We start from the raw sequence: 21,053 nt of genomic DNA on the forward strand, positions 1-21,053 counted from the left end.
ACTAGACAATCATTTAAATGTAAGAGTTACCAAGATGAAGCAACGGTGCAGGTTAAATCCTTTTTTACAGAGCGTCTTAAAGAGGCTCGAAAGCGAATGAAAATAAGCCAAAAAGAGTTAGGTATTAAAATGGGGATGGACCCAAGCTCTGCCAGTGGCAGAATGAACCATTACGAAACAGGTCGCCATATGCCCGACTTAGCTACTTTAAAAAAGCTAGCGACCGAGTTAAATGTTCCCGTAAATTACTTTTTTTGTGAATCAGAAGAAAGCGCAACACTGGCGTGTTTAATTGAAAAGCTAGATGACGAAGGTAAACGTAAGCTTATTCAACTATTAGAAACAGAATAGTATCTTCTAATTTAAGCTGGTCCAATCAAAGCCATAAAATTTAAAAGTAGCCGTATGGGGCACTTCATACTCTCTAAGTCTTTTTAAATTCTAAAGCGGTTACGCAGACCAAGCCCAATTAAGAATAGAAATACAAATGACGAGCTGGCGTAAGCATAGCTAAAAAGATAAAAGTTTTCAGGTAATTGCTTTTCAAATAGCACTTGTGCACCGTGCTCTCTAGCTTCCTTTGATATTGATAAAAAAGGAGTTATTGTGGCTATAGATAAAGTTGCAGCTGGTTTGTAAGCACTTTTTATCTCAATGTCTGACTTTGAAATTATATACGAATTAAAAAGAAGAAAAGATATAGCGATCAGCAGCAGGGGACGCATTATACTTTGCCCATAGTTACTGATAACAGAATAAATTATATCCATAACTGACTGTATAATATTGAGCCTACTCCATCGTTTAGCTCTAAGTTCATCCGCATGAAAAGCCAGAGCCATATCATGACTCTTATTTTGTTCTGCAAGCTCTTTAAGTCTACATAGGCGTCCAATATCGAGTGTGTCAGTTGCTTTTTTTATTGGAGTAAAAAATATATTTTTGCGATTTAGTGTATATACCATAGAAGTTAAGTCAGTATGGTGATTTAGCTTCGTACTTCTCAAATCTGGAATACATTTAAAGTGCCCACTAATATTAAAATCTTTTTCAAATACACTTCCTTTGAAAGACAGTGTTATTACTTTTTTTGCATCAAGTTCATCGAAGTTAAATGTGTCTGTACAGTCTATATACTCAAAACAAACCTCTTTGCACAAGAATTTAGTATTTTTAAAATGAGTACCGCCAGCAAAAGTTGAATGATCAAAAACTACTACTTCGTTGAATGTAGTACTTGGGAAGTAAGCTAACATTTCAAAATGTGAACAAGTGAATAGTGTATTTCCTTTGAAATCACAATCACCAAAAACTACTGAGTTTTGAAATTCAGCGCTGTGAAAAGACGCAATACTATTGAACGTAACACTATTGAATGAGGCATCTTGGGAAAATATAGCTCTTGAAAAGTCTACGGTTTCTTTAAAAGTAGCATTGTCGAATATTGCAGGAATATTAAATTCAGTATTTGAAAAATCAGCTACATTAGGGAAAATGTAGTTAACGAATGTGAGGTTCGAAAAATCACCTTTCGCATTTGTCTCTAATAAAACTTTATTATTGGGAGCGATTTTTAACAGGTTGGGTATTGAGAATTTCACGCCACTAAAGTCAACACCCATGTCCGGATTGTTCTTTGCCCACTCATTCCAAGCATCTTTCCCCTGAAGCCATAGAGCTACACTAACTTCCTTGCTTAATAAATTTGGCTTTTCAAATTCCATTTTTAACAATATCTCTAAAAGTAAACCCAGCCCTATGTTTTATCATAAGTAAAAAGCTATTTCATTTTTTAGTCTTTAGTAGGAGCAGAGTTAACCCAAAGAAAAGCTAAATAATCTTCTTCATAATTACCGTTTTTTAGTTAATGCTTAAACCTCTTCTTTAATAGCAATTTATTACTAATTAACATTCAAAAAACCACGACCTTTGCGGTATGATAAGCCAATAATTTATATTGATATTCTTGCAAAGAGAGAACACATGGACGCTGCATCAAAAAAGCCTGCTACAAAAAAAGCCGCAAAAAAAACACAAGTCGGGTTTGAAGAGTCCCTTTGGGATGCCGCCAATAAACTGCGCGGCAGTGTTGAATCAGCCGAATATAAGCACATTGTTTTAAGCTTAATCTTTCTTAAATTTATTAGTGACAAGTTTGAAGGGCGTAAAAAAGCCATTGCCAGCGAATACGGTGATGAATACATCGACATGGTCGACTTTTACGCAATGGATAACGTGTTTTACCTACCAGAAGACGCACGCTGGTCGTATATTCAAGCCAACGCCAAGCAAGGTGATATTGCCGTAAAAATAGATACCGCACTACACGCGGTCGAAAAAAACAATAAATCACTCGCTGGCGCATTGCCCGATAACTACTTTTCACGCTTAGGGCTTGATGCCAGTAAGCTCTCGGCGCTTATCGATACCATTAATAATATCGACACCATTGCCAATCAAAACGAAAAAACAGAAGAAGACTTAGTCGGCCGTGTGTACGAATACTTTTTAGGTAAATTTGCCGCATCTGAAGGTAAAGGCGGAGGCGAGTTCTATACGCCTAAGTCAATTGTTACCCTTATTGCTGATATGATTGAACCATTTGAAGGCAAAATTTACGACCCTTGTTGTGGCTCGGGCGGTATGTTTGTGCAATCGCTTAAGTTTATTAATAGCCATAACGGTAACCAAAAAAATGTGTCTATTTACGGGCAAGAGTACACCAACACCACCTATAAACTGGCTAAAATGAACCTAGCCGTGCGCGGTATTTCGGGCAACTTAGGCGATATAGCAGGCGATACCTTTTTTAAAGACCAACACCCCGACCTAAAAGCCGATTACATAATGGCAAACCCACCGTTTAACCAAAAACAGTGGCGCGCCGATAACGAGCTAGTCGACGATGCCCGCTGGGCAGGCTATCCAACACCGCCTACCGGTAATGCCAACTATGCGTGGATCATGCATATGATCTCAAAACTTAGCGAGCATGGCACCGCAGGCTTTGTATTGGCTAATGGTTCAATGAGTTCTAACACCAGTGGCGAGGGCGATATTCGCCAAAAAATAATCGAAAACGATTTAGTCGATTGTATGATTGCCCTACCAGGGCAGTTGTTTTACACCACGCAAATTCCGGTGTGTTTATGGTTTATAAGTAAAGATAAACGCGGAAATAACGAAAAAGGCCTATTAAAACGCCGCGACCGCCAAGGCGAAACGCTATTTATAGACGCTCGCGAAATGGGCTCTATGGTTAACCGTACTCTAAAAGAGCTCACCAACGACGACATAGCTAAAATTACACAAACCTATCACCTTTGGCGCGGCGAAGAGCTAACCACAGATACAGAGCAAAAATATGAAGATATCGCCGGTTACTGTAAATCAGCCACCCTTGGGGATATAAAAGCGAACGACTACGTACTGACCCCAGGGCGCTATGTGGGCGCTGCTGATATTGCAGACGATGGCATCCCGTTCGAAACTAAAATGAGCGAACTTAGCCAAACCCTTTACAGCCAAATGAGTCAAGCCGATGAGCTTGATAAAGCCATTCGTAAAAACTTACAGGCCTTAGGCTATGGCGAAGAACGTTTTGCTGAAAAGCGCGATAGTGAAGAACGTAATGACTAACAGTAAAGAACACTCATCTACTCAAAACCAGCACTTATTAGTTGATATTCGCCGCATTGTTGAGCAAGCCCGTGGGCAAGTTAAACAAACTGTTAATACCGCCATGCTACAAGCGTATTGGCAAATAGGGCGCTTAATTGTAGAAGATGAGCAAGGCGGTGAAACACGCGCAGCCTACGGCAAAGCAACATTAAAGCGGCTATCGCAGCAACTCACCACAGATTATGGCAAAGGGTTTGACATAACCAACCTGCGTAATATGCGCCGTTTTTATCTCGCCTTTGAAAAACAAGACGCAGTGCGTCTCGAATTAAGCTGGACGCATTATCGCACCCTATTACGGGTTGATAGTTCAAGTGCGCGCAACTGGTATCGAGATGAAGCCATTTTACAAAATTGGTCAGCGCGTGCGTTAGAACGCCAAATTGGTACGCTTTACTACGAGCGTTTGCTCTCAAGTAAAAACAAACAACCCGTAGAGCAAGAAGCCCAACAAAACACACAGGTATTGGCAGAGTCCGCAAAAGACTACCTGCGCGATCCCTACATTTTAGATTTTTTAAACCTGCAAGATAAAAGCTATCAAGAAAACGAGCTAGAGCAAGGCATTATAAATAACTTACAACAGTTTTTATTAGAGCTTGGTAAAGGCTTTGCTTTTGTAGAGCGCCAAAAACGCATCCGCTTTGACGACGAAGACTTTTATATCGACCTCGTTTTTTACAATTTTAAACTCAAGTGTTTTTTATTGCTCGACTTAAAAATTGGCAAACTCAAACACCAAGATATAGGCCAAATGGATACCTACATTCGCTTGTACGATGACTTACACACCAGCAGCGACGACAATCCTACTATTGGCCTTGTTTTATGCAGTGAAAAAAGCGAAGCCGTTGTTAAATACTCGGTACTGAGCGACCAAAAACAACTCTTTGCCGCAAAATATTTAGCCCACTTACCCAGCGAAGAAGAGCTGCGCATAGAACTCCAAAAAGAACGCGAACGTGTGCAAGCGCAGTTGCTTAACCAGCAAGCCAGAGGCCAAGATGATGAATAAACAAATAGTGGGTGTTGTTGATAGCCAGATGAAGCAAAGTGATGAGCTTGATAAAGTCATTCGTAAAAACTTGGAGGCGTTGGGCTATGGGGAGTGATTGGATTGATTGCGAGCTTGGTGATTTAATCGAGTTGAAGCGTGGCTATGACTTACCTAAAACAAAGAGAGTGAATGGTGGTGTTCCCGTTGTGTCTTCATCTGGATCTTCTGGTGAGCATAACGAAATAAAAGTTAAAGCTCCGGGTGTCGTTACTGGACGATATGGAACTATTGGTGAAGTATTTTATATCGAAGATGATTTTTGGCCATTAAATACAACATTGTACGTTAAAGATTTTAAAGGGAATGATCCTTTATATGTTTATTACTTTCTAAAGACAATCAGGTATTCCGACTACACAGATAAAGGAGCTGTACCTGGAATAAATAGAAATCATATACATAAAGCAAAAGTAAAAGTGCCTGTTGACCCTGTACATCAAAGAAACTTGGCGCTTAAACTATTTGATTTAGACAAAAAAATAGAACTCAATCAGAAAACCAACCAAACTCTAGAACAAATGGCGCAGGCGCTATTTAAAAGTTGGTTTGTTGATTTTGATCCTGTGTTTGACAACCTTCTTGCCAGCGTTGATTTTAAGTTAGAAAACCTTGAAACTAGTCTGCCTGATGAGTTAAAGCAAAAAGCACAGCGCCGCTTAGCGGCACTGAATAGCTTACATAATGCGGCAGAATGCAAAGCATCACTCAGTGCGCTCGCTCACGAGTTACAAGCACAGCTACCAACAAAAGAAGCAACAAAAAAAGCAACACAATCAGCAGTGCAAGTATCAGAAAAAGCCGCTGAAACACCCGTTAAAGCAAACTTAAACGCCAACCCTAATATATTAGCCCAACACGCCAACACCCATGCCCACTTCCCCAATGAGTTCGAGCACCATGAACAATTAGGCTGGATACCAAAGGGGTGGAATATTCGTAAACTTTCATCATTTTCAGAAATACTTAATGGTTTTGCTTTTAAAAGTGGGGACTATATTGAGAGCGGCAATTTTGTATTAAGAACTAAAAACTTCAAGGGGAACGAAGTAAAAAAAGCAACAGATGATGTTTATCTCCCTGATGAATTTATGACTAGTCATAATAAGTATTTGTCCCAACCTTTTGATTATCATTTGGTTATGGTTGGCGCAAGCGTTGGAAAGTGTGCAATTATCTATCCTCATAATTTACCTGCGCTGAGAAATCAAAACATGTGGTGTTTCCGTACGAAAAAAGATAGTGGGGTTGAGCAATCATTCATAAAATACATGCTTGATAGACTAGTATCAAAATCACTTGGTTTAGCTTCAGGTAGTGCTCGTGAGTTTTTTAGAAAAGGAGATTTCGGAAATCAAGAAGTATGTATAGGTACAAATAACATTCAAAATCTATTTCACGTTCTTTGCGGTGAGTATTTAGATAAAATGTCAAAAAATAGTGCACAAGTTGAGGTATTAACCAAGCTCCGTGACACTTTGCTACCAAAGCTCATCTCTGGCGAATTACAAATACCCGATGTAGCTATTGGTTAAAAAGTGGCCGATTAATAATCTTAGCTGAGCGGTTCAAAGTCACAATAAAAAGAATAAGGATGTTTGATGAAATTTACTGAAGCCAAATTAGAACAAGCGGTGGTTGAGCTATTAGGCGAGCAAGGCTACCCACATTTATTGTGCGGTGAGCTAAGCCGCAATAATAACGGTGTATTAATTAAAGAAGACCTACGCGCTTTGCCAATTAACACAATGAGTGAATAAGAATTAGTATGTTTGATTTAAAGGAAATAGAGCAACGCGTAGCCAGCAAAACTTACGATTTGGGTTATGGTTTGTACGCATCAAATAATGTCAGTAAGTTACTTATTGTGGGTGATCAAGCAATGGCGAGCGTGGCGGGACAGTATAAATACAAAGTCACCTTAGAAAATATAGCAGGTGCGCAATGCGTGGCAAGCTGTACGTGCCCCGCAGCCGATTATCAAGAGGTATGTAAACATGCCATTGCCGTGGCGCTCAAAGTAAACAGTTTATCTGCTACTGAATTAGCCAACGCAAACGCCGATGCTACAGCACAAGGCAACGAACGCGGGGCATTAATGGCGTGGTTTTTAGATAAACCAGCTAATGAACTTACCGATATAATCATGGGTTTTTTAGATGGGTCAGAGCATGAATACGATAAATGGGTATTTATGATGTCAAACGACAAGCAAGCCATGAGTACAGGTGAGCTAAGCAAACTTATCACTAAAGCCTTGCCTAAAAAATCAGTATGGGGCTGGAATGAAGTAAGTAGCTATTTTGCTGATGCTGACTCACTGTTTGAAATGATATTTCCTGCGATAGAAAAACTGCCCGTTGATCAGCAATGGCAGTTGAATTTTAAAGCCTTGGTGCGTTTGAACACCGTACTTGAAGAAATTGATGACTCCGGCGGCTTTCGCTTTGGTTTAGAAGAGCAACTTAACCAAAATCTGAGCGAGCTTTTTAATCAACTGCCTTGGTCTGATGAGCAAAAAGCGCAGTGGATTTTTGAACACTTTGAAGATTACAAATACGATGTATTCCCGAGTGTACCGCATGACTTTGATATAACACCCAGTGTAAATACCTTGTTTTTAGCACTGTGTACAACTGCAATAGAAAAGCGACTACACGCGGGCGTTGACTTTAGTGATTGGAGGCAAAAAAGCGCGCTTACACGCCTTACGTCGATATTAATAAAACAAGCGCAAGGGCAGGATGATTGGCAAGCGCAACTGCGTTTAATTAAACTAACAGCCCATGACTCGTCGGATTATTTAAAAATAAGTGCGCTTTGCAAAGACCGTAATGAGCTATTAGATGCCGAGTACTATTTAAAGCAAGCGTATCAACGGGCAAGTAAGCCACATGAAGTGCTTGCATGTAAACGCAATGAAATAGAACTTCGCCTTGAATTGTCAGAATTTAAAACCGCATGGGCAATCGCGTGGCAGTTATTTGTAGATAACCCGAGTTTTAATGGCTTTAAAGGTTTACACGCATTGCAACAAAAAACCGGCATCATTGATGCCCAGTTTACGCAAAAAGTAGAGCAGCTATTGCTATCTCTTTCACAGCAATACACTCAGTCAAACCAAAGGGTTAATCGTTTTTCTAATTACCCGTGCGAGTTACTGGATTTTTATATTGATCAAAATGACATTGAAAAAGCACGTTCATGGGCAGTAAAGCATGAGGTTAAGTCGAGTCAATTGATAACGTTGGCTGGTTTAATTATGGCGCAATATCCACAAGAGTCGATTGACTTGTATCACAAATCACTTAGCAACATAATTGGACAAACCAATAATGACGCTTACCGTGAAGCAACTAATTTATTAATTAAAATAGAAAAAAGCTTAAAAGACAAAAATGCCGACTGCACGCTATTATATGAAATGATTACTACATTGGCTAAGAAGTTTAAGCAAAAACGCAATATGATGAAGTTGTTGCGGGAATACTTCCCGCATTGTAGCTAAGAATAAACGTTTAAAAAATAATAACTAACATGAATAAACCAGCGGACGGTGCTAAATAGATGAAATTTACTGAAGCCAAATTAGAACAAGCGGTGGTTGAGCTATTAGGCGAGCAAGGCTACCCGCATTTATTAGGCGGTGAGCTTACTCGCAATAATAGCGAGGTATTAATTAAAGACGACTTACGTGCTTTTTTAACCAAACGTTACGCTAAAAATAATATTACCACCGGCGAAGTAGACTCAATTATTGCAAAGCTTGAAAAGCTGCCAGCCAGTGATTTATACGAGAGCAATAAAACCTTTTGTAAGTGGCTGAGTGATGGATTTTTGTTGAGTCGCGAGCGTGGAATGGTTGCAGGCAGTGCAGCGCAAAAAGATTTGTATGTTCAGCTGCTTGATTACGATAACGTTGAACAAGGCATTAAAAGTAGCCTAATAGCAGGCAGTGTTATGGCTACTTTAGATAAAGTAAGTGAAGCAAGCGTTACTTACCTGCAAGACGACAACATTTATCGCTTTGTTACCCAGTTAGAAATAGAAAGCCCCACAAGCTACGATAATATTGAACTGCGTATTCCTGATGGCATTTTATATGTGAATGGTTTACCACTAGTTGTGTTTGAATTTAAAAGCGCAATACGCGAGCAAGCCCCAATTTTTGAAGCGTATGAGCAGTTAACTATTCGCTATAGGCGCGCTATTCCGCAGTTATTTGTGTTTAATACCTTGTGCGTTATAAGCGATGGCGTAAACAATAAAATGGGTAACTTATTTGCGCCATATCAGTTTTTTTACTCTTGGGGTAAAGTTACGGGGCAAGAGCTAACCGCGCAAGAGGGTATTAACTCGTTACATACCTTATTGCAGGGCTTGTTTGATAAAGCGCGCTTGCGCAATGTAATGCGCAACTTTGTATTTTTTCCGGATTCTGATAATAAAAACGCGGGCAAAAAAGAGATAAAAATTGTGCCGCGTTACCCGCAATATTATGCGGCTAATAAGTTGTTTGAAAATATAAAGCGGCATTTAAAGCCACAAGGCGACGGTAAAGGCGGTACGTACTTTGGCGCAACTGGGTGCGGTAAAAGTTACACCATGCAATTTTTAACACGCCTATTGATGAAAAGCGTTGAGCTTAAAAGCCCCACCATTATTTTAATTACCGACCGAACCGATTTAGACGATCAGCTTTCGCAGCAATTTGGCAATGCTAAAACCTACATTGGCGATGATACGGTAAAAACAGTGACCAGCCGTACTCACCTACGTGAGTTATTAGAGGGCCGTAATAGTGGCGGGGTATTTTTAACAACTATTCATAAGTTTACCGAAGATACCCAGTTATTAACTGACCGCACTAACGTTATTTGTATTTCTGATGAGGCGCATCGTAGCCAAGTAAATCTTGATCAAAAAATTACCATTACCGAAAAGGGGGTAAAAAAGACCTTTGGTTTTGCTAAATACCTGCACGATTCACTGCCAAACGCTACCTATGTTGGTTTTACAGGCACGCCAGTGGATGCGACTTTAGATGTGTTTGGTGAAGTGGTTGACTCGTACACCATGACTGAGTCGGTTAAAGATGAAATAACCGTACGCATTGTGTACGAAGGCCGCGCCGCCAAGGTGTGTTTAAACAATAGCAAGCTGGCAGAAATTGAAGCCTATTACAAAGAATGTGCCGATGCAGGCAGTAACGAGCTGCAAATAGAAGACAGTAAAAAAGCCACCGCCAACATGAATAGCATTTTAGGCGATCCTGACCGCATACGTGTATTAGCAAGGGACTTTGTTGAACATTACGAAAAACGCGTTGAGGAAGGTTCTACGGTTGCAGGAAAGGCGATGTTTGTGTGTAGCTCGCGTGGCATTGCCTATCAGCTGTATCAAGAGTTAGAAGAACTGCGCCCACAGTGGTTTGATGTAGTAGATACTGATGAGGCCCAAAAGCTATCAGATACCGAGCGAAAGCGCGCTATTAGCGAGGGCCGTATTGCAGCCCCGTCTGAAAAAGTAAAAATGGTGATGACCCGTGGCAAAGACGACGTTGAACGCTTATATAATTTACTTGGCAGTAAAGACGAACGTAAAGAGCTTGATAAGCAATTTAAAAACAAAAACTCAAACTTTAAAATAGCCATAGTGGTCGATATGTGGCTAACCGGTTTTGATGTGCCATTTTTAGATACCATGTACATAGATAAGCCGCTGCAAAAGCACAGCTTAATACAAACTATTTCGCGGGTTAATCGCCAGTTTGAAGGCAAAGATAAAGGCCTAGTGGTTGACTATATTGGCATTAAATCTGAAATGAATAAAGCGTTAGCGCAGTATTCAAAAACAGACGAAACGAACTTTGAAGACATTACCGCCTCGGTTATTGAAGTCAAAAACCATTTATCGCTACTTGCCGAGTTATTTCATAAATTTGACAGCAGCCCCTACTTTACAGGCGAAGCCGTTGCCCAGCTAAACTGTTTAAATCACGCTGCCGAATTTGCAATGATTACCGAAAAACGCCAAAAGCGTTTTATGGATTTAGTTAAGCGTTTAAAAGCCGCTTACGATGTATGTTGCGGCAGTGAAAAAATAAACGAAAACGAGCGTAACCACATTCACTTTTATCTCGCTATCCGCTCTATTATTTACAAGTTTACCAAAGGCGAAGCGCCCGATACCGCGCAAATGAACGCCAAAGTACGTGAAATGATAAGCGAGGCCCTACAAAGCGACGGCGTTGAGGAAGTATTTAAACTCGGCAATGAAGACGGCGGCGAAATCGACATTTTTAATGACGACTACATCGCTAAAATAGAAAAAATAAAACTCCCCAATACCAAAATAAAAATACTGCAACAAATGCTAGCCAAAGCCATAGGCGAGCTTAAAAAAGTAAACCAAACCCAAGGTATTGACTTTACTAAACGCTTTGAATCGCTGGTACAGCGCTACAACGAGCGAAAAGAAGATGACGTACTGGTAAGTAGCGTACTTGATGAATTTTCAGAAAGCATGGTTGATATGATTTACAGCGTACGCAACGAAATGAACGCCGGCGACGAGCTAGGCATTGATATTGAAGAAAAAGGCTTTTACGACGCCCTAAAAATGTTAGCGGTTAAGTACGACTTTGACTACCCCGAAGATAAGCTAATTGAGCTGGCTCAAGCGGTAAAAGTAATCGTAGACGACAAAGTGAAATTTGTAGATTGGAATAACAGAGACGATATTAAATCATCGCTCAAAGTAGAGCTGATTTTAATACTCGCTAAATTTAAATACCCACCCATCAGCCGCGATGAAGTATATAAAGAAATATTTGAGCAAGCGCAAAATGTGAAAGCGAATAAAGAGGCTTGAGTAGTTGGCTTGGTATTGTCAACAAATGACAGCTTTTTGAGGGTATGGAACCTTTTTTTGATTGGTATACATTAAAGTCAAAATACAAAACCATATAAAGCTCCAAAACTGCAAAAGGTTTCTATAGAAGATAAGATAGAGCAGTTGAAAGCCACACCTACAATTGGATTAGGTGTAGAGAGTAGCTTAAAAATCCCTAAAGTAAAAAGCTCAGAAGTTGTTATCGACAAAAATACAATTAATCATCACATAAGAGATAAAAGTATTTTGTACGCAGCTGGTTGGTCGTTAGCAAAGGATAGTGAATTTGACTGAATATAACTTTTATCAAAATTGATGAATTGACTTGTTTTTTTGTTAAAATAGTTTAATTTAATGCTTAGGATTTCTAAGTTTTCAGGTGTTGGATGGCTTTTCTATTTTCTCCCAAGGCTCGGGCATTTTCTGATGAGTCGCTAGAAAGTTACTTGCTACGCGTCGTGTCAGAGAATTTTTTTGACTCGTATGAAGGACTAAGTTTAGCTATTCGCGAAGAGCTTCATGAACTAGATTTTGAGGCGCATGGTGCATTCCCGATAGATTTAAAAAGGCTCAACGTTTACCACGCCAAGCACAATAGCCACTTTAGAATGCGGGCTTTAGGTTTACTCGAAACATTATTAGATTTACCTCGATACGAGCTACAAAAACTGGCTTTGTTAAAGTCAGATATTAAATTTAACTCCTCAGCTGCCTTATACAAAAATGGCGTAGATATTCCCCAGAAATTTATTCGTTACCACCCAGAAGATGCCGTTGATTCGATTCCGGTATGTCCACAATGTCTTGTCGAAGAAGCTTACATAAAACAAAGCTGGCACATAAAGTGGGTAAATGCATGCGTGAAACATCAATGTGCTTTGCTATATAACTGCCCTGAATGCTGCGCTCCAATTAACTACATAGAAAATGAGTCAATCACTCATTGTTCATGCGGTTTTGAGCTGTCTTGCGCTAATACATCGCCTGTAAATGCATTAGATATTGAGCATTTAAATAAATTGCTGGATAAAAATGAGCGCAATGAAAGCCACCCGCTATTTAATAATACCACGCTTACAGAACGCTTTGCTGCGCTTCTTTGGTATCAGGAGCGATATTCTCAAACAGATAACTTTTGTTTAGACGATGTTGTGGGCTATTTTAATAAGTGGCCCGCAGTCTTTTACAAAGAGCTTGATGAATTAAGTAAAAATGCAGAAATGAAGCTAATAGATTTGTTTAATAAGACTGAGTTTAAGTTTATTTTCGGTGATGCTATTTTGTCGTGCCCTAATACTCAAAAGCAGAAGGAGCTTCACTTTATTTATAGGGCTCTATTAGATTATTTAGTTACTTTGGTTGAGAGTAACCCTAAAACTAAAAAACCAAACGCAGCCGATTTATTAGTAAGTGTATTGGAGGCTGCAACTTTGTTAGGCACTTCAATAGAGCAGGTTTATAGATTGTATCAGGATGGTATTTTGCAGACAGCATTTCGTCATAAAATGAACCAGCGAATCAACCCTTACAAGGGCGTATTTTTTTTAAGGCGAGTAATAGAGTACAAAACTAGTTTTGGAAATGATAAAACTAGAATGTATTTGTCGGCATGGTGAGTATATGCATTTAAAAGAACTGTTAGAGATTACAGACATCGCTGAGCGAGATAGGTTGATACGTCGTGCTTTTAACCCTTACACAACAACGATTGATATAACAGGCAGCGAAGCCACTGCTCTGATTATTTTGTTAAACCTGACTTACCGAAAAAACCAAGTTGATGACTTACTGGATAAGCAGTTAGCAAAACAGGCTTTAAAAAGTGAAGATCATATTAATAAATGTATTAAGGAAATAGCGTGGTTTCATACTCATAATTTAAAGTACCCTGATATTAGAGTAAGTAAGCAAAATTTAGCTGTAGAGCCTCCACTACTGCATTCTTATGTTTTGAGTAGTGCTAACTATCCTAAAGCCTATGGCTGGTCACATGACTCAGCTAAGGTGAATGTAGCTAAACTATTTATTAGTTACTTTAAATGGGAAGATGAAGATTGTTGTTTGGCACAAGTATTGGCTACGTACTCGGATAACTGGAAAGCCGCGTTTACCTCTCTGGGGTTATCCGTTAAGGCTTTTAAAAGCTTATGTGTAACCGTTAAAGAATCATTGCCTGAAGAGGGCATTCCCGACTCTGTTGACCGCTATTCTCGCCAAGTAAGAATGCCTTATCATGATGGTTATTTGGCTGTTACGCCTGTAATCAGCCATGTTGTTCAATCAAAAATTCAGCAGGCGGCAATTGAAAAACGAGCTCGAGTTAGCAATTTAGAGTTTACCCGTCCAGCGTCTGTCAGTATGTTAGCAGCTTCCTTAGGTGGGGTTGTTAATGTGCTCAACTACCCTCCTGATATACGAACTAAATATCATGGTTTAAGTAATTCACGGCAATTTAAATTTAATAATGGGCAAACAGTATTTAACGTTGGGGCACTATTAAAACCGGAATTTATTAAAGCTTTAGAGGGTATTATATTTAACAATAATGCGTTGGCTCTTAAACAACGCAGACAACTAAAAGTTAAAAGTATTAGAGATGTAAGAAGTACGCTTTTAGAGTGGTTTTCTCCTATATATGAATGGCGCTTAGATTTTATTGAGAATGGGCATGACTTAGAACAGCTTGAGAGTGCTTCAGACCAACTAGAGTATAAAATATTATCGCTGCCCGACGATGAACTCCCTTCGCTAACTATTCCTTTATTTAGGTTACTAAATGAAATGCTTGGCAGTGCGAGCATGACACAAAGGTATGCTTTCCACCCTAAATTAATGAGCCCTTTGAAAGCAGCTTTACAATGGCTACTTATTAATCTTACAAATCAAAAAAACGAACTGGTTGAAGAAGATGATGAACATTATCGTTATCTACATTTAAGCGGTATACGCGTGTTTGATGCACAAGCACTATCAAACCCTTACTGCTCAGGTATTCCATCTTTAACCGCTGTTTGGGGCATGCTTCATAGCTACCAAAGAAAACTTAATGAGGCGCTTGGGACAAATTTACGGTTCACATCTTTTTCTTGGTTTATTAAGGATTACGCTGCGGTTGCAGGGAAAAAGCTTCCTGAACTCAGTCTGCAAGGCGCTCAGCAAAATAAGCTTAAGCGCCCAGGAATTATTGATGGCAAATACTGTGACTTGGCATTTGATTTAATAGTACATATTGATGGCTATGATGATGATTTACAAGCAGTAGATAGTGAGCCAGATATTTTGAAAGCGCATTTTCCATCTAACTTTGCAGGTGGTGTTATGCATCAGCCTGAGCTTACTTCAAACGTAAATTGGTGCTGTTTGTATAGTAATGAAAATCAGCTGTTTGAAAAGCTTAGGCGACTCCCTTTATCAGGTTGTTGGGTAATGCCAACTGACCACAAAATAGAGGATTTAGATGAGCTACTCTTATTATTAAATAATGACTCTAAATTGAGCCCATCTATGATGGGATATTTATTACTCACTGAACCCAAAGCTAGAGTAGGAGCGCTTGAAAAACTACATTGTTATGCTGAACCAGCAATAGGAGTGGTGAAATACGAAACTGCCATTAGCATTAGGTTAAAAGGTATTAGCAATTATTTTAAAACATCTTTTTGGATGCTAGATGCGCGAGAAAAGTTTATGCTAATGAAAAAGGTTTGACCGGAAGGTACTCAATGGAACTATGTAATATATTGAAATATGATCGCTCGCTTTATCCTGGTAAAGCTGTGTTTTTTTATAAAACGGCTGACTCTAACTTTGTTCCCCTAGAAGCTGATATTAATAAAATTAGAGGCCCTAAATCTGGTTTTACTGAAGCATTCACCCCGCAGTTTTTACCAAAAAACATTTCACCTCAGGACTTAACACATAATAATATATTAACTCTTGAAGAGTGTTATGTACCTCCAAATGTGGAACATATATTTTGTCGGTTTTCTTTGAGAGTACAGGCTAACTCGTTGGTCCCTTCAGGCTGTAGTGATCCAGATGTTTTTTCTTTATTAAAAGAGTTGGCAGAAACATTTAAAGAGTGTGGTGGTTATAAAGAGTTAGCTACTCGTTATTGCAGAAATATTTTATTAGGTACATGGCTTTGGCGTAATCAAAACACCGGCAACACTCAAATTGAAATTAAAACCAGCAAAGGGAATTGTTACTTAATCGATAACACTCGTAAGCTGGCTTGGGAAAGCAAATGGACTTCTGATGATCAAAAAGTATTAGAAGAACTAAGTAATGAAATTGAGAGCGCATTAACTGATCCCAATGTGTTTTGGAGTGCTGATATAACCGCGAAAATAGAAGCCTCATTTTGCCAAGAGGTTTACCCAAGCCAAATTCTTAACGATAAAGTTAAGCAAGGAGAGGCTTCTAAACAGTTTGTAAAAGCTAAATGTGCAGATGGCCGTTACGCTGTAAGTTTTAATTCAGTAAAAATAGGTGCGGCGCTTCAGTCAATAGATGATTGGTGGGATGAGGATGCAAGTAAAAGGTTACGTGTGCATGAGTTTGGTGCAGATAAAGAAATAGGCATTGCCCGACGTCCTCCCAATTCTGAGCAGAACTTTTATTCTATTTTTAAAAATACTGAATGGTATTTGTCAGCCCTTAAAAATTGCATTACTAATAAAAATGAAAATATAGACCCAGCTATTTATTATTTATTTTCTGTATTGATTAAGGGTGGAATGTTCCAGAAAAAAGCGGAAGCTAAAAAGGCGTAGTTATGGCAAGGTATTACTTCACAATCCACTTTTTACCAAAACAAGCTAATTTAGCACTGCTTACTGGCCGTTGTATTTCTATTATGCATGGGTTTATTTTAAAGCATAATATTGAAGGGGTGGGAGTTACGTTTCCTGCGTGGTCTGATTCATCAATTGGCAATGTAATTGCTTTTGTTCATAAGGACATGGAGATTTTAAACATCCTTAAAGAGCAAGCATATTTTGTTGACATGCAAGATTGTTGCTTTTTTAAAATAAGCCAAATTTTAGCCGTACCTGACAGCTGCAAAGAAGTATGTTTTATACGTAATCAGGCGGTAGCAAAAATATTCATAGGTGAAAGTAGAAGAAGATTAAAGCGCCTGCAAAAAAGAGCGTTAGCAAGAGGTGAAGATTTTAACCCTAAAAAGCCCGAAGTTCCCAGAGAGATCGATGTTTTTCATAGGGTGGCTATGACTAGTAAGAGTTCACAAGAAGATTATATTCTGCATATTCAAAAGCAAGATGCCGATTGCCAAGCAGAGCCAGACTTTAGTAATTATGGGTTTGCCTCAAATGAAAAGTTTAAAGGCACGGTTCCTGATTTATCACCCTTAATAGATAGTAATTAACCTTTATTTATAGCGTTATTATAAGTCATTGATATTAATACTCTCTGAGCAAACATATAAAAATATGGGTAAAATTGAATTTGCTTTTTAATTATATGAATTATATAAATAAGGTTAGCTATTTTTATAGTGACCTGCCGTATAGGCAGCTGAGAATTTATCAAAATTTGATAAACGACTAATAAAATCGTGACCTGCCGTATAGGCAGCTGAGAATAGTTAAAACACCTTCGCGCTCTAGCATGTCTTGTGACCTGCCGTATAGTATAGGCAGCTGAGAATTGAAGCAAGGCAAAAAGCGCAACCATGTCTGGGTGACCTGCCGTATAGGCAGCTGAAGATAAAAACAATCGATTCGATGTTTAAGTTAATGCAACTCTGCCGAAAAGGCAGTGAGTAGTAATTGAAAAAACCGGTCTTATATTTGAAGGCTGGTTTTTTTGTTTTTAGCGTAATAACTTTTATTCCACTATGTCATTGTATGGTTGTATTTTATGTCAGTGAATGATTGCAGGTTATTTGTAAGTTATTGTTATATCTATCTAGCGCTTGTCACGCTTTGCATGCAGCGACATTTTTGTCGCTGAAATCATACTGCGACATAACGTGGGTATATCCAGGGATTAGCTACATTAGGTACTAGGTCGAAATTAGCCACGGTCAGTGTTTAAGTTGTGCGTAGGCAGGGCTTTATGCCGCGCTTATTAAAGAGCTGGCTTTTACTAACCGCTGCAATTTACTCTTTAGTACTTCTCTGCCAGTTGTATATATTTACGCTCTACCAGCTTAGATACGGGTACTAATTCAAAACCTTGTTTGCTGAGCTGTGGTAAAACGTGGCGTAAAAATGCGATTGTTTCAGGGTAGGGGTGGGCAATTGCAATGGCAAACTTATGCTCAGTAGCGTGTTGTTTTAGCTCATCTAGGCGCAGTTGTAACTGTTCTGGTGTGGTTATGTTATCTAAAAAAATATGACGGCCAATATTTTCAACGCCTAAAAAGTTAGCGGCATTTTGTGCCTGGCTTAATTCAGTGGTGCGGCTATCTAAAAAGTATAAATGTCGCTTTTTAAGCACTTCCATTATCCACCTCATAGCTTGACCTTGCTGGGTGAGCGCCGATCCCATGTGATTATTAACCCCTTTAACTTGCGGTAAACTGGCCAAAGCAGTGCCAAGTATTTGCTGTATCTGCTCTTTATTCATATTTAACGTAAGTGCGCCAGGGCCAAGCTCCTTGCCGTTAAGTGCTTGCATGGGAATATGCAGTAATAACTCTTTATTTGTTTTACTGGCTAAAGTGGCAAAAGCTTGTGCATAAGGCGTGTGAGGCAAAATTGAATACGACACTTGGCCAGGCAAAGTTAACAGTTCTAAATCTCTCTGGTGATAGCCTATGTCGTCTATTACTATCGCTATTTGCTTGGCTTTAGCATTGAGTGACGCAAAACCAAGCATCAATATCAGCCCTATAATTACTTTCATCTTTATCGCTTTTTAAATTTATAGTTTTTATTATTTTTAGAGCTTATTAATTCAACATCAGTAAGGCTAAAATTATTGCAGGTTAAGTAATTGTTTAGCTTTAGCTAATTGTAAATCAGTTACCTTGCTGGCTAGTTGTGTTTGTTTGCTTTTAGCTTGCTGGTTTTTGATTATAACGGCTTTATCACTTTGTGAAAGGGTTGTTTGATTAATCGCCACGTCGGGCGTAATACCAACACCCTCGATTGATTTCCCCAAAGGAGTGAAGTACTTAGCTGTAGTGAGCTTTAATGCAGTGCTGCCATCACCAAGTGGAATAAGCGATTGCACTGAGCCTTTACCAAAAGATTGGCTGCCAACAACCTTGGCGCGGTTATTATCTTTTAATGCGGCAGCTAAAATTTCGGCTGCTGATGCCGAGTTTTCGTTAATTAGCACGACAATAGGGGCGCCTTTTAAAATGTCTCCGTGTTTGGCATAAAAAGCTTTATTTGCCTCGTTATAGCGCCCTTTGGTTGTAACAATAGTACCGTTTTGTAAAAACAGATCCGATACCGCAACAGCGCTTCTAAGTGTACCGCCGGGGTTATCACGTAAATCAATAACTAGGCCTTTAAGTGGGTGCCCAAAGTGATTTTGCATGGCTGCTATTTGCAAAGCCACTTCATGTAAAGTGTGGTTAGAAAAACTATTGATAGCTAAATAACCGCTGCCTAAATCTAAGCGCTGACTAGTAACGCTTTCAAGTTTTATTTTACGGCGACTCACATTAAAATTAAGTGGTTGCGGTTGGTTATCACGCTTTATGGTTAAGCTAATATTGCTAAGTTTGCTTGCTGTTATTAGCTGAGCAACATGCTCTACGGAGCTGTGTTGTGTTGTTTGATTATTAACGCTAATGATAATGTCACCGGCCATAACTCCAGCACTTTTAGCAGGTGAGTTACTCACTACATTTACAATGGTTACACTGTTATTTATTTGTTTAACCTCAATACCTAAACCGGTATAGCGGCCATTAGTGTTATCAAATAAAGTATTTAATTCGTGTTCATCAAGGTATTTAGAGTAGGGATCGAGCTGGGCATATAAATGCGCAAATTGTTGGTTGTTATAGCTAGTATGTGTGGTGTTTTGGAGTGCAAGATCTTCAACGTAGTAGGTATGAATATTAAATAGGATTTCGGTTATTTGTTGGTTTTTTAATTCTTTAATCGAACTAGAAAACACATTAGCTGAAAAGCTAATAAAAATTAATAGGGCAAGTAAATACAGGCTTAAGTTAAGCGTAAAGCCTGTATTTTTAAACCATTTTGCTACGGTGCTTTTTTTGTCCATCGGCTGCTCCAATGCGGCGCAGCGGTTAATTTATACCAATGGTATGTTTTAAATAAGATTGGTATTTGCTAAATGCGTTTGCACCATTTTTCAGGGTTTACTGCACGCCCTTTGTGGCGTATTTCAAAGTATAGACCAGAACTTGCTTGCCCGCCGCTTTGGCCAACTAGCGCTACAGTTTCGCCTTCTCTTACCATGTCGCCAACATCTTTCAATAAGGTTTGTGCATGGCCGTAAAGGCTCATAAAGCCCTCACCATGGTCAACTACAATTACCCAGCCGTAGCCTTTTAACCAATCGGCAAATACCACTTGGCCGTTATGAACACTGTTAATATTGCTGCCTTCTTTTGCGCCAATTAATACGCCTTTCCAGTCAATACCACCGTGTTTTCGTTGTCCAAAAGTGTGCTCTAACTTACCTCGGCTTGGCCAGTTAAGTTTACCTTTGCTATTATTGAGGCCGAGTAATTCAACTTTTTTATTTTTTTCTTTCTCTAGCTCTTCAATAGTTGTGATCAGCGTTTGTTGGTTTTCTTTTAAATAGTTAATTGAGCTTTTAGTGTTATTTAGCTGTGCCTGTAAATTTTTTAAATTGGCTTGGCGTTCACTTTGGGCGTTAACTAATGCAGTTTGGCGTCTTTTTTGTTCATCATGCAGGTTTACTAGTTTTTGCTTTGTTTTAGCCAGTTCAGCCTGGTTTTTCGCTATTTGTAACTGCAGCGCTTTTAGCTCTTCGAGTTGTTCAATACGGGCTTTATTTAAATAATTATAATAGCTTAGGGTGCGCTCAAATTTAGCCGTGTCTTCTTGGTTGAGCAGCATTTTTGCATAATCATCGTCGCCACCGGCCATATAAGCACTTTTAAGTTGCGCAGCTAATGCGTGTTGAAACTGTGCATGTTGTTGTTCGAGTTGATCGGCTTTTTGCTGTTGCAGTTGTTGCTGTTGTTCGGTTTTTTTAATCGACTGCTCAGCCATATTTAGGGCTTTGGCGTTTTTAGCTATTTCGAGTTCGTGCTGTTGTAGGTTTTTTTGTAGCGTGGCAACTTTTTTGCGTTGCGCGTTGTATTCAGATTGGCTTTGCTTAAGTGCCGTTTGTACTTCGCTGAGATCTTTTTTGGTACGATCTTCATTAGCGACTGCAGTTGCAGTCGCTAAAAAAGTCAGTATTAAAATTAGCTGAGTAACGCTATTAATACATTTTTGCATAG

At 39.2% G+C, this 21,053-nt stretch carries 16 protein-coding genes; 12 read left to right on the forward strand and 4 right to left on the reverse strand.

What is annotated here, in order from left to right:
• The first annotated feature begins 45 nt into the window (after nt 1–45).
• Nucleotides 46–351 (forward strand): helix-turn-helix transcriptional regulator, encoded by a 306-nt coding sequence (locus tag HC000_RS05715; RefSeq protein ID WP_306287584.1) that lies wholly within the window; start codon nt 46–48, stop codon nt 349–351.
• A gap of 83 nt (nt 352–434) precedes the next feature.
• On the opposite strand, the gene HC000_RS05720 is transcribed toward HC000_RS05715, so the two are convergent.
• The gene (locus HC000_RS05720) at nt 435–1,724 is read right to left on the reverse strand and encodes a pentapeptide repeat-containing protein (RefSeq protein WP_179807169.1); all 1,290 of its coding nucleotides are present in this window, start codon (nt 1,722–1,724) and stop codon (nt 435–437) included.
• A gap of 259 nt (nt 1,725–1,983) precedes the next feature.
• Between HC000_RS05720 and HC000_RS05725 the strand changes: the two genes are divergently transcribed.
• The 11 genes from HC000_RS05725 (at nt 1,984) to cas6f (ending at nt 17,018) form a co-directional block, all read left to right on the forward strand.
• On the forward strand, nt 1,984–3,639 hold the full coding sequence (locus tag HC000_RS05725) for a class I SAM-dependent DNA methyltransferase (protein WP_179807170.1): 1,656 nt from the start codon (nt 1,984–1,986) through the stop codon (nt 3,637–3,639).
• The gene (locus HC000_RS05730; protein WP_179807171.1) at nt 3,632–4,696 is read left to right on the forward strand and encodes a PDDEXK nuclease domain-containing protein; all 1,065 of its coding nucleotides are present in this window, start codon (nt 3,632–3,634) and stop codon (nt 4,694–4,696) included. Before HC000_RS05725 ends, HC000_RS05730 begins: the two co-directional genes overlap by 8 nt.
• A gap of 86 nt (nt 4,697–4,782) precedes the next feature.
• Nucleotides 4,783–6,270 carry a restriction endonuclease subunit S gene (locus tag HC000_RS05735; protein ID WP_179807172.1) on the forward strand — a complete coding sequence of 496 codons (1,488 nt, stop codon included), beginning with the start codon at nt 4,783–4,785 and terminating at the stop codon, nt 6,268–6,270.
• Nucleotides 6,271–6,336: 66 nt separating this feature from the next.
• The gene (locus HC000_RS05740) at nt 6,337–6,495 is read left to right on the forward strand and encodes a hypothetical protein (protein ID WP_179807173.1); all 159 of its coding nucleotides are present in this window, start codon (nt 6,337–6,339) and stop codon (nt 6,493–6,495) included.
• 8 nt (nt 6,496–6,503) lie between these two features.
• The gene (locus HC000_RS05745) at nt 6,504–8,243 is read left to right on the forward strand and encodes an SWIM zinc finger family protein (protein WP_179807174.1); all 1,740 of its coding nucleotides are present in this window, start codon (nt 6,504–6,506) and stop codon (nt 8,241–8,243) included.
• A gap of 59 nt (nt 8,244–8,302) precedes the next feature.
• Complete coding sequence (locus HC000_RS05750) at nt 8,303–11,608, forward strand: HsdR family type I site-specific deoxyribonuclease (RefSeq protein ID WP_179807175.1); 3,306 nt, start codon at nt 8,303–8,305, stop codon at nt 11,606–11,608.
• 144 nt (nt 11,609–11,752) lie between these two features.
• Nucleotides 11,753–11,923: a hypothetical protein gene (locus HC000_RS05755; protein WP_179807176.1), complete on the forward strand. Its 171-nt coding sequence runs from the start codon at nt 11,753–11,755 to the stop codon at nt 11,921–11,923.
• Nucleotides 11,924–12,015: 92 nt separating this feature from the next.
• Nucleotides 12,016–13,245, forward strand: a complete 1,230-nt coding sequence (locus HC000_RS05760) for a TniQ family protein (protein WP_179807177.1) — start codon at nt 12,016–12,018, stop codon at nt 13,243–13,245.
• Nucleotides 13,246–13,249: 4 nt separating this feature from the next.
• Nucleotides 13,250–15,337 carry a type I-F CRISPR-associated protein Csy2 gene (locus HC000_RS05765; RefSeq protein ID WP_179807178.1) on the forward strand — a complete coding sequence of 696 codons (2,088 nt, stop codon included), beginning with the start codon at nt 13,250–13,252 and terminating at the stop codon, nt 15,335–15,337.
• Nucleotides 15,338–15,351: 14 nt separating this feature from the next.
• A complete protein-coding gene (gene csy3, locus HC000_RS05770; RefSeq protein WP_179807179.1) occupies nt 15,352–16,404 on the forward strand; it encodes a type I-F CRISPR-associated protein Csy3 in 1,053 nt (350 codons plus the stop codon).
• 2 nt (nt 16,405–16,406) lie between these two features.
• Nucleotides 16,407–17,018 carry a type I-F CRISPR-associated endoribonuclease Cas6/Csy4 gene (gene cas6f / locus HC000_RS05775; RefSeq protein WP_179807180.1) on the forward strand — a complete coding sequence of 204 codons (612 nt, stop codon included), beginning with the start codon at nt 16,407–16,409 and terminating at the stop codon, nt 17,016–17,018.
• A gap of 743 nt (nt 17,019–17,761) precedes the next feature.
• On the opposite strand, the gene HC000_RS05780 is transcribed toward cas6f, so the two are convergent.
• The 3 genes from HC000_RS05780 to HC000_RS05790 form a co-directional block, all read right to left on the reverse strand.
• A complete protein-coding gene (locus HC000_RS05780) occupies nt 17,762–18,502 on the reverse strand; it encodes a divergent polysaccharide deacetylase family protein (protein WP_179807181.1) in 741 nt (246 codons plus the stop codon).
• A gap of 72 nt (nt 18,503–18,574) precedes the next feature.
• Nucleotides 18,575–19,840, reverse strand: a complete 1,266-nt coding sequence (locus HC000_RS05785; RefSeq protein ID WP_179807182.1) for a S41 family peptidase — start codon at nt 19,838–19,840, stop codon at nt 18,575–18,577.
• Nucleotides 19,841–19,908: 68 nt separating this feature from the next.
• Nucleotides 19,909–21,051 (reverse strand): peptidoglycan DD-metalloendopeptidase family protein, encoded by a 1,143-nt coding sequence (locus HC000_RS05790; protein ID WP_179807183.1) that lies wholly within the window; start codon nt 21,049–21,051, stop codon nt 19,909–19,911.
• Nucleotides 21,052–21,053 lie beyond the last annotated feature (2 nt).

It is taken from the genome of Pseudoalteromonas sp. MIP2626, from assembly GCF_013414205.1.
Classification (GTDB): Bacteria; Pseudomonadota; Gammaproteobacteria; order Enterobacterales; family Alteromonadaceae; genus Pseudoalteromonas; species Pseudoalteromonas nigrifaciens.

What these genes read in the sequence shown, in the direction of transcription:
- HC000_RS05720 (WP_179807169.1), bottom strand. Translation starts at nt 1,724, where the DNA reads ATGGAATTTGAAAAGCCAAATTTATTAAGCAAGGAAGTTAGTGTAGCT.
- HC000_RS05750 (WP_179807175.1), top strand. Translation starts at nt 8,303, where the DNA reads ATGAAATTTACTGAAGCCAAATTAGAACAAGCGGTGGTTGAGCTATTA.
- HC000_RS05735 (WP_179807172.1), top strand. Translation starts at nt 4,783, where the DNA reads ATGGGGAGTGATTGGATTGATTGCGAGCTTGGTGATTTAATCGAGTTG.
- HC000_RS05740 (WP_179807173.1), top strand. Translation starts at nt 6,337, where the DNA reads ATGAAATTTACTGAAGCCAAATTAGAACAAGCGGTGGTTGAGCTATTA.
- HC000_RS05725 (WP_179807170.1), top strand. Translation starts at nt 1,984, where the DNA reads ATGGACGCTGCATCAAAAAAGCCTGCTACAAAAAAAGCCGCAAAAAAA.
- HC000_RS05790 (WP_179807183.1), bottom strand. Translation starts at nt 21,051, where the DNA reads ATGCAAAAATGTATTAATAGCGTTACTCAGCTAATTTTAATACTGACT.
- HC000_RS05745 (WP_179807174.1), top strand. Translation starts at nt 6,504, where the DNA reads ATGTTTGATTTAAAGGAAATAGAGCAACGCGTAGCCAGCAAAACTTAC.
- csy3 (WP_179807179.1), top strand. Translation starts at nt 15,352, where the DNA reads ATGGAACTATGTAATATATTGAAATATGATCGCTCGCTTTATCCTGGT.
- HC000_RS05760 (WP_179807177.1), top strand. Translation starts at nt 12,016, where the DNA reads ATGGCTTTTCTATTTTCTCCCAAGGCTCGGGCATTTTCTGATGAGTCG.
- HC000_RS05785 (WP_179807182.1), bottom strand. Translation starts at nt 19,840, where the DNA reads ATGGACAAAAAAAGCACCGTAGCAAAATGGTTTAAAAATACAGGCTTT.
- cas6f (WP_179807180.1), top strand. Translation starts at nt 16,407, where the DNA reads ATGGCAAGGTATTACTTCACAATCCACTTTTTACCAAAACAAGCTAAT.
- HC000_RS05730 (WP_179807171.1), top strand. Translation starts at nt 3,632, where the DNA reads ATGACTAACAGTAAAGAACACTCATCTACTCAAAACCAGCACTTATTA.
- HC000_RS05765 (WP_179807178.1), top strand. Translation starts at nt 13,250, where the DNA reads ATGCATTTAAAAGAACTGTTAGAGATTACAGACATCGCTGAGCGAGAT.
- HC000_RS05780 (WP_179807181.1), bottom strand. Translation starts at nt 18,502, where the DNA reads ATGAAAGTAATTATAGGGCTGATATTGATGCTTGGTTTTGCGTCACTC.